A 6,700-nucleotide genomic window follows, 5' to 3' on the forward strand; every position below is an offset into this window, starting at 1 on the left:
GACCTGGGCTGCATCCAAAAGAGTAATGAACGAGGACCCTGGCAGTACCAGCGGCCCAGCCCACCGCTCATGGTGGGATCGACTGGGCCATATGTTTTCCGGTGAACCGCGCAACCGCGAAGAGCTTCTAGAGGAGCTTCGCGCCGCACAGGCCAAGGGCCTGTTGTCCAATGACACCTTGACCATGGTCGAGGGCGCGATCAAGGTCACCGAGCTCAGCGTTGACGATGTGATGGTGCCGCGCGCACAAATCGTGATGTTCTCGAACGAGGCACCGCTCGCTGACATCCTCGCCACCGTGGTCGAATCCGGCCATTCGCGCTTCCCCGTTCACGGCGAAGACAAAGACGAGATCGTCGGCATTCTGCTGGCCAAAGATCTATTGAAATACATCGGCGACGGCCACGTCTTCGATATTCATTCGATCTTGCGCCCGGCCGTGCTGATTCCCGAATCGATGCGCTTGAACGTGCTGTTGGCGGAGTTCCGCCATACGCGCAATCACATGGCCTTGGTGGTAGATGAATACGGCGGCGTGGCCGGCCTTATCACCATCGAAGACGTGCTGGAAGAAATCGTTGGCGAAATCGACGACGAGCACGACGACGAGGAAGAGCCCGAGCTGATGCACGAACAAGCCGACGGCGGCTGGTTGCTCAGCGCGTTGACGCCGATCGACGAGTTCAACGAACAAACCGGTGCCGACTTCTCCGACGAAGAATTCGATACCGTCGGTGGCATGGCTACCTCCGAGTTCGGCCACCTGCCCGAAGTCGGCGAGGAAATCGCCATCGGCAATTACCTGTTTCAGGTGACCCAGGCCGACGACCGCCGCGTGCAACAGTTCCGCGTCACCCGGCGAGCCTAGCCGCTCCCATGGCGGGGGCGCACGCTGTGCGAACATGGTGTGGGAGCAGCTTCCATCGCTCCCACGTTCGCTCAGCCATGTGTTCTTGCAAGCACCTACACACCCGGAATATTTCTTGATGAGCCTGACTGCTCGCGCCTTGCTGCTGCTCACCCTGGTCGTTGGCCTGCTGGCGCCCGCCCACGCCGACATCGACAATACCCCCGGCGCCAACCTCGAAGTCGCGCTAGTCAGTTATGGCCCTGGTGAAACCTACTGGGAGCGCTTCGGCCATGACGCTATCGAGTTGCGCGACACCGTCAGCGGTCAATCGGTGAACTTCAACTACGGCGAATTCAATTTCGACGAGAAAGACTTCTTTATCAACTTCGCCCGTGGCCGCATGCACTACCTGATGGGTGCATCGCTGAGCTCAAGTGACGAAAGCTATTACATCGAAGTGGGCCGCTCGGTGACCCGGCAAAAGCTGGCACTCAGCGCCGAACAAGCCAGCGCTCTGCGTGATTTTCTGCTGTGGAATCTGCGCACCGAAAATGCCACCTACGACTACGATTACTACATCAGCAATTGCAGCACCAAGGTACGCGACGCCTTGAATCAGGCACTCGGCGGCGCACTGAAAAAACAACTCGAAGCAAAACCTGCCGGCATGACGTATCGCCAACAAACCGCGCGACTGATGAGCGCGCAACCCTGGCTGATGCTGATTCTCGACCTTGGCCTGGGGCCCTACGCCGACCAGCCATTGAACGCATGGCAGGAAAGCTTTCTACCGATGGTGTTGCAAACCGAGCTGCGTGCCATCCAGGTCGCCGATGCTCACGGCGGCGTGCAACCCTTGGTGCAGGATGAGCAAATCATCTCGGCCAACCGCTTGAATACACCGCCAGAACATGCGCCCGACTTACGCATGCCATTGGCGCTCGCGGGCCTGCTACTCGCCGCGCTCATCGTGGCGACCTGGCGTTATTGGCCCCTGGGCTACGCCTTGCTTAGCACCACGTATCTGCTATTGGCGGGTTTTGTTGGCATCGCGGCGCTGGTGTTATGGACACTCACTACCCATTACTCCGCCTGGGCCAATGCCAACCTGCTTTTGTTCAATCCGCTGGCCTTTGGTCTACTCGCCACAGCATGGCGTACGCGCCGTGGCTTGCCCGTATCACGCCTGGCGCAACGACTCATTCTGTTGCAGCTGGTCGCCACCGTGATCGCCGTCTTGCTGCACGCACTGCCCGGCACCGTGCAACAGAATCAGCCATGGCTACTGTTCGCCCTGCCATGCTGGCTCGCACTGGCCTGGACCCTACGGCAACCCCTACGCAGACCCACCACCATCTAACGGCGAGCGACCGGCGCAGGTTGGGCTGAGCAAGGCGATGCCCAACATCACAACATCAACACCCGCTGCGTTCACAGCCCTCAACCTAGCCATTAACCCAGGAATCACCCGCCCATCATTGCCCTGCCCTCCAGCCAGCGGCATCATGCACGCATGCTTCACGCCAAATCACTCAAGCCTGCGCTCAGCCAGCCTGACACCTCCATGGTGGTCAATTGCGTGGCCTACCGCTTCAACGGCCAGCGTATCGGCGACATCAGCCTGGATGCCATCAGTGATGTCTTGAAGGAACCAGACACCTTTGTCTGGGTTGGCCTGCATGAGCCCGACGAATCGCTGCTGCTGAAACTGCAAGAAGAATTCGACCTGCACGATCTGGCGATTGAGGATGCCCAGTCGGCACATCAACGCACCAAGATCGAAGCTTATGGCGACTCCCTGTTTGTCGTCGTGCAAACCGCCCAGCTGGTCAGCGGTCACCTCGCCTTTGGCGAGACACATATTTTTCTCGGCCCGCGTTATCTGGTTACCGTGCGCCATGGCGCATCCTTGTCATACGCCCCCGCACGACGCTACTGCGAAAATTCGCCCGAGTTGCTCGCACTTGGCCCTAGCTACGGCCTTTACGGCGTACTCGATTTCGTCGTCGACAACTTGTTGCCCATCGTTCGCGACTTCCGCGAAGAGCTGCAGGAGCTGGAACAAGACATCTTTGCTGAAACGTTCAAACGCAGCACCGTGCGGCGCCTATACGATATGCAACGCGATCTGATGACCTTGCGCCTTGCCGTCGCGCCGCTACAAGACATCATCAGCCAGCTTGTACGCATGCATCCGCACCTGATCCAGGACGAGTTGCGCGCCTACTTCCGCGACGTCTACGACCATGTCTTCCGCGTCAACGAATCCATTAGCGCCATGCGCGAAATGCTGGCCGCCGCTATCAACGTCAACTTGTCCCTGGTGACCTTCGGCCAGAACGAAGTCATGAAAAAACTAGCCGGCTGGGCCGCCATGCTGGCCGCCCCCACCCTGGTCACCAGCTGGTACGGCATGAACTTCGAGCACATGCCAGAGCTGAAGCAGCCATGGGCGTACCCCGCCATTATCGGCATCGTGGCATGCATCGTCATCGGCATTTTTATTGGCTTGAAGCGGGCCAAGTGGTTTTGAACCTGGCGCGAGGTTAACCCCCTCCCAACCTCCCCCTGCACCGCAGGGGGAGGAGCAAAAGCCGGTAACCCTCATCGTTCGGCTCCCTCCCCTGTTAACAGGGGAGGGTTGGGGAGGGGGGGGACGCCCTTGCCTCAACGCTCCACCCCCAATCCCCGCCAGATCTCAGCCAGCACATCATCTGTGCGCAGCAACACATCGTCATTCCAGAAACGCAGCACACGATAACCATGCGCCTCGATCACGCGCGTGCGCTCAGCGTCATAACCCACTGCGTCCGCATGCTGACCACCATCAAGCTCAATCACCAGCGTGGCTGGTATACAAACGAAATCCACGATGTAGCCGACCATCGGATATTGACGACGAAACTTGTAGCCCGCTAGATTTTCACGGCGCAGATATCGCCACAAATGCCGTTCCGTATCGGTCGCCCCATTGCGTAGGCGACGTGCACGTTTCCATATGCGCTGCATGGCGAATCCTTCGCTGTTGAAAGTCTCAACTCTACGGGAAAGCTTTCGAGCAAGGTCAAGTCCTTGCCCCGAACCCTACCCCCTCCCAACCTCCCCCTATAAATAGAGGGAGGAGTGAAAACCCAAACTTGCCTCAACCAGTCCCCTCCCCTGCTTGTAGGGGAGGGTTAGGGTGGGGTCAGGCTCTTGCCCCGCCCCACCCTGGAGAAAGGCACACCAAACAACACAACCACTCATTATTTCGCAGAATTCTTCTGCGCATCTTTAGCCGTCCACTGCTTCAACCACGCGTTCACCGCCTCATGCCACTGCACGCTGTTCTGCGGCTTCAGCACCCAATGATTCTCATCCGGGAAATGCAGAAACTGGCTCGGAATACCGCGGCGCTGCATCGCGGTGAAGGCGCCCAGGCCTTGCGTATCGGGAATACGGAAGTCCTTGCCGCCATGCACCACCAGCATCGGCACACGCCAATCCTTTACATGATTGACCGGATTGAACTTCTCGTAATTCTGCGGATGGTCGTATTCGGTGCCACCGTTTTCTTTCTCTTCGAACCAGAGCTCCTCGGTGCTGTAATACATCGAGCGCGCGTCGAACACACCGTCATGATCGACCAGGCACCTCCACGGCTCGTTCCATACACCGGCGATCCAATACACCATGTAGCCGCCGTAGCTTGCGCCGAGCGCGCAGGCACGATCGCCATCGAGGAAGCTATACTTGCCCAGCGCAGCCTTCCAGCCGAGCTTGAGATCCTCCAGTGGCTTACCACCCCAGTCACCCGAGATCGAATCGGTAAATGCCTGGCCATAACCTGTGGAACCATGGAAGTTGATGGTAACCACCGCAAAGCCCTGGCCGGCATAAGTTTGCGGGTTCCAACGATAGCTCCAGCCATTGCTCATCGCGCCCTGTGGGCCACCATGAATAATGAAGGCCACCGGATATTTCTTACCCGACTTGTAGCCTACGGGCTTTACCACATAGCCCTGCACGGTCTCGTTGTTCCAGCCCTTAAAGGTGAAGAACTCCGGCTCGCCAGTCTGGGCATTTTTGAGGCGTTCCGCGTTGTAGTGGGTTACCTGTTTGAGCCCCTTGCCACGCAGATCGGCGACATACAGGTCGGCCGGATGCTTGAGATCATCGCGCTCAAGCAATAGCCGCGACTTACCCGCCACGAAGCTGCTGATCGAACCATTGGTAACCACGGTACTGACCTTGCCACTGGCCACATCGATAGCGAACAGCGGATGCTGGCCATTGTCGTCAGCCGTTGCGTAAAGCGTCTTGCCATCGCCGGAAATTTGCAGACCACCGGCGGAACGATCCCAACCCGGCGCAACCTCATGTTTTTGACCACTCGCCAGATCGAGCGCGATGATGCCGAAGCGGTCTGCTTCAAAGCCCGGCTCCTTCATCGCCAGGTAGTAAAGCGTCTTGCCATCCGGCGAAACCACTGGAAAAGCATCCCATGCCAGATTCTCAGCGGTCAGATTCTGCGGGGCCGCCGAGCCGTCGGCCGGCACACGGTAGACATCGAAATTGGTCGACCACGGTTCGCTGTTGCCGGCGATACGTGCATCGAAATAAACCGTCTTGCTATCCGGCGAAAAGGTGAATTCATCATCGCCACCAAACGGCTTGCTCGGCACATCGCCATCGATGCCGCGGCTAAGCAACACAGGATGTGCGCCCTCGTCGCCGCTCAAGTCAGTGATATACAGCTGCGCGCGACGGCCATCGGCCCAGGTGTCCCAATGCCGCACAAACAGCTTGTTATATAGCGTGCCACTAGCTTTGTTCGACTCGTGCCCATCCAGGCGCTCTTTGCTGCAGGCCAGGTCGGCGCAATCGGTGAACACCTCAAAGCTCAACAACGCCTTGGTGCCATCGGGCGAAAGCTTGTAGGCGTCCACATCGACGGGCGCATGGGTGATCTGTACCGACGACGATGATTTACCCAACTCGCGCCGCCACAACTGGGCCACACCATCTTTCGACGCCACGTAATAAAGGGCGCTGCCATCCGGTGCCCAACGCGGCGAAGCGCCCTTGTCGATCAGCTTGACCGGCTGCGCGCCCTTGTCGAGGTCGAGCAGATAAATCGCCGTCACCCCTTTGTTGGCGGCGTAGTCGGTGGCCCGCACGGTATACAGCGCCTGGCGGCCATCGGGCGACAGCTGCGGGTCACCCACACGGTCCATCATCACCAGATCGCGGATATTGAACGGGTGCGGTGTATGGCTTTCGACGTCAGCCGATATGGCCGAGGTCGTCGCCAACGCAAGCGCCAGCGCGACAAACAGGGGTTTCATGGACAAGATTTCCTTGCGGCGACGAAGGCTGTGACGGTAAGTGCAGCTGCAGGCGGACGCAAGCGCGGAGCCCCGAAATCAGACCGAGCGAGGATGCAGCCCGTCGCAAGTGCTCACCCCCCTGCACTCAGGGGATGGGGCCCACTGAGTCGAGCCGTTGGCTCCCCCCAGCTAGCAGGGGGAGGCCAGGAGGAGGTGCAACCTCGCGGCAGCCCCCTATACTCGACTCTTTTGTGCCCAGCTCAACCACGATGACAGACACCGCCACGCTCGCCACACCACGTACCACCGTCACCCATCACGACGAATTATTCGGCCACCCCAAAGGCCTGTACGTGTGCTTCTTCACCGAGATGTGGGAACGGTTTTCGTTCTACGGCATGAAGGCGCTGTTGGCGCTTTACCTCATCAAGCACCACGGTTTCAGCGATGCCGAAAGCCTTTCGGTACTCGGCGCCTATGGCGGCCTGGTTTACGCCACGCCGGTGTTGGGGGGCCTGCTCGCCGACCGCTATCTCGGCAT

5 protein-coding genes and 1 pseudogene are annotated in these 6,700 nt (G+C 59.1%); 4 read left to right on the plus strand and 2 right to left on the minus strand.

Going from position 1 to position 6,700, the window contains the following annotated elements; genetic code table 11:
* Window positions 1–25: 25 nt before the first annotated feature.
* The 3 genes from OUZ52_RS14200 to OUZ52_RS14210 all read left to right on the plus strand — a co-directional run bounded on the left by OUZ52_RS14200 (window position 26) and on the right by OUZ52_RS14210 (window position 3,383).
* A complete protein-coding gene (locus OUZ52_RS14200) occupies window positions 26–868 on the plus strand; it encodes a CorC family transporter (RefSeq protein WP_266159084.1) in 843 nt (280 codons plus the stop codon).
* Between the two features lie 118 nt (window positions 869–986).
* Complete coding sequence (locus OUZ52_RS14205) at window positions 987–2,210, plus strand: lipoprotein N-acyltransferase Lnb domain-containing protein (RefSeq protein ID WP_266159085.1); 1,224 nt, start codon at window positions 987–989, stop codon at window positions 2,208–2,210.
* A gap of 153 nt (window positions 2,211–2,363) precedes the next feature.
* Window positions 2,364–3,383 (plus strand): magnesium and cobalt transport protein CorA, encoded by a 1,020-nt coding sequence (locus OUZ52_RS14210; protein WP_266159086.1) that lies wholly within the window; start codon window positions 2,364–2,366, stop codon window positions 3,381–3,383.
* Window positions 3,384–3,517: 134 nt separating this feature from the next.
* On the opposite strand, the gene OUZ52_RS14215 is transcribed toward OUZ52_RS14210, so the two are convergent.
* Both OUZ52_RS14215 and OUZ52_RS14220 read right to left on the minus strand, forming a co-directional pair.
* Window positions 3,518–3,859: an endonuclease domain-containing protein gene (locus OUZ52_RS14215; RefSeq protein ID WP_266159087.1), complete on the minus strand. Its 342-nt coding sequence runs from the start codon at window positions 3,857–3,859 to the stop codon at window positions 3,518–3,520.
* 236 nt (window positions 3,860–4,095) lie between these two features.
* Complete coding sequence (locus tag OUZ52_RS14220; protein ID WP_266159088.1) at window positions 4,096–6,177, minus strand: S9 family peptidase; 2,082 nt, start codon at window positions 6,175–6,177, stop codon at window positions 4,096–4,098.
* A 251-nt stretch (window positions 6,178–6,428) separates the two neighbouring features.
* On the opposite strand from OUZ52_RS14220, the pseudogene OUZ52_RS14225 reads away from it, so the two are divergent.
* Window positions 6,429–6,700: pseudogene (locus OUZ52_RS14225) on the plus strand (MFS transporter); the annotation flags it as partial.

The organism is Dyella silvatica, assembly GCF_026283955.1.
GTDB lineage: Bacteria > Pseudomonadota > Gammaproteobacteria > Xanthomonadales > Rhodanobacteraceae > Dyella_C > Dyella_C silvatica.

What these genes read in the sequence shown, in the direction of transcription:
- OUZ52_RS14200 (WP_266159084.1), top strand. Translation starts at nt 26, where the DNA reads ATGAACGAGGACCCTGGCAGTACCAGCGGCCCAGCCCACCGCTCATGG.
- OUZ52_RS14210 (WP_266159086.1), top strand. Translation starts at nt 2,364, where the DNA reads ATGCTTCACGCCAAATCACTCAAGCCTGCGCTCAGCCAGCCTGACACC.
- OUZ52_RS14215 (WP_266159087.1), bottom strand. Translation starts at nt 3,859, where the DNA reads ATGCAGCGCATATGGAAACGTGCACGTCGCCTACGCAATGGGGCGACC.
- OUZ52_RS14220 (WP_266159088.1), bottom strand. Translation starts at nt 6,177, where the DNA reads ATGAAACCCCTGTTTGTCGCGCTGGCGCTTGCGTTGGCGACGACCTCG.
- OUZ52_RS14205 (WP_266159085.1), top strand. Translation starts at nt 987, where the DNA reads ATGAGCCTGACTGCTCGCGCCTTGCTGCTGCTCACCCTGGTCGTTGGC.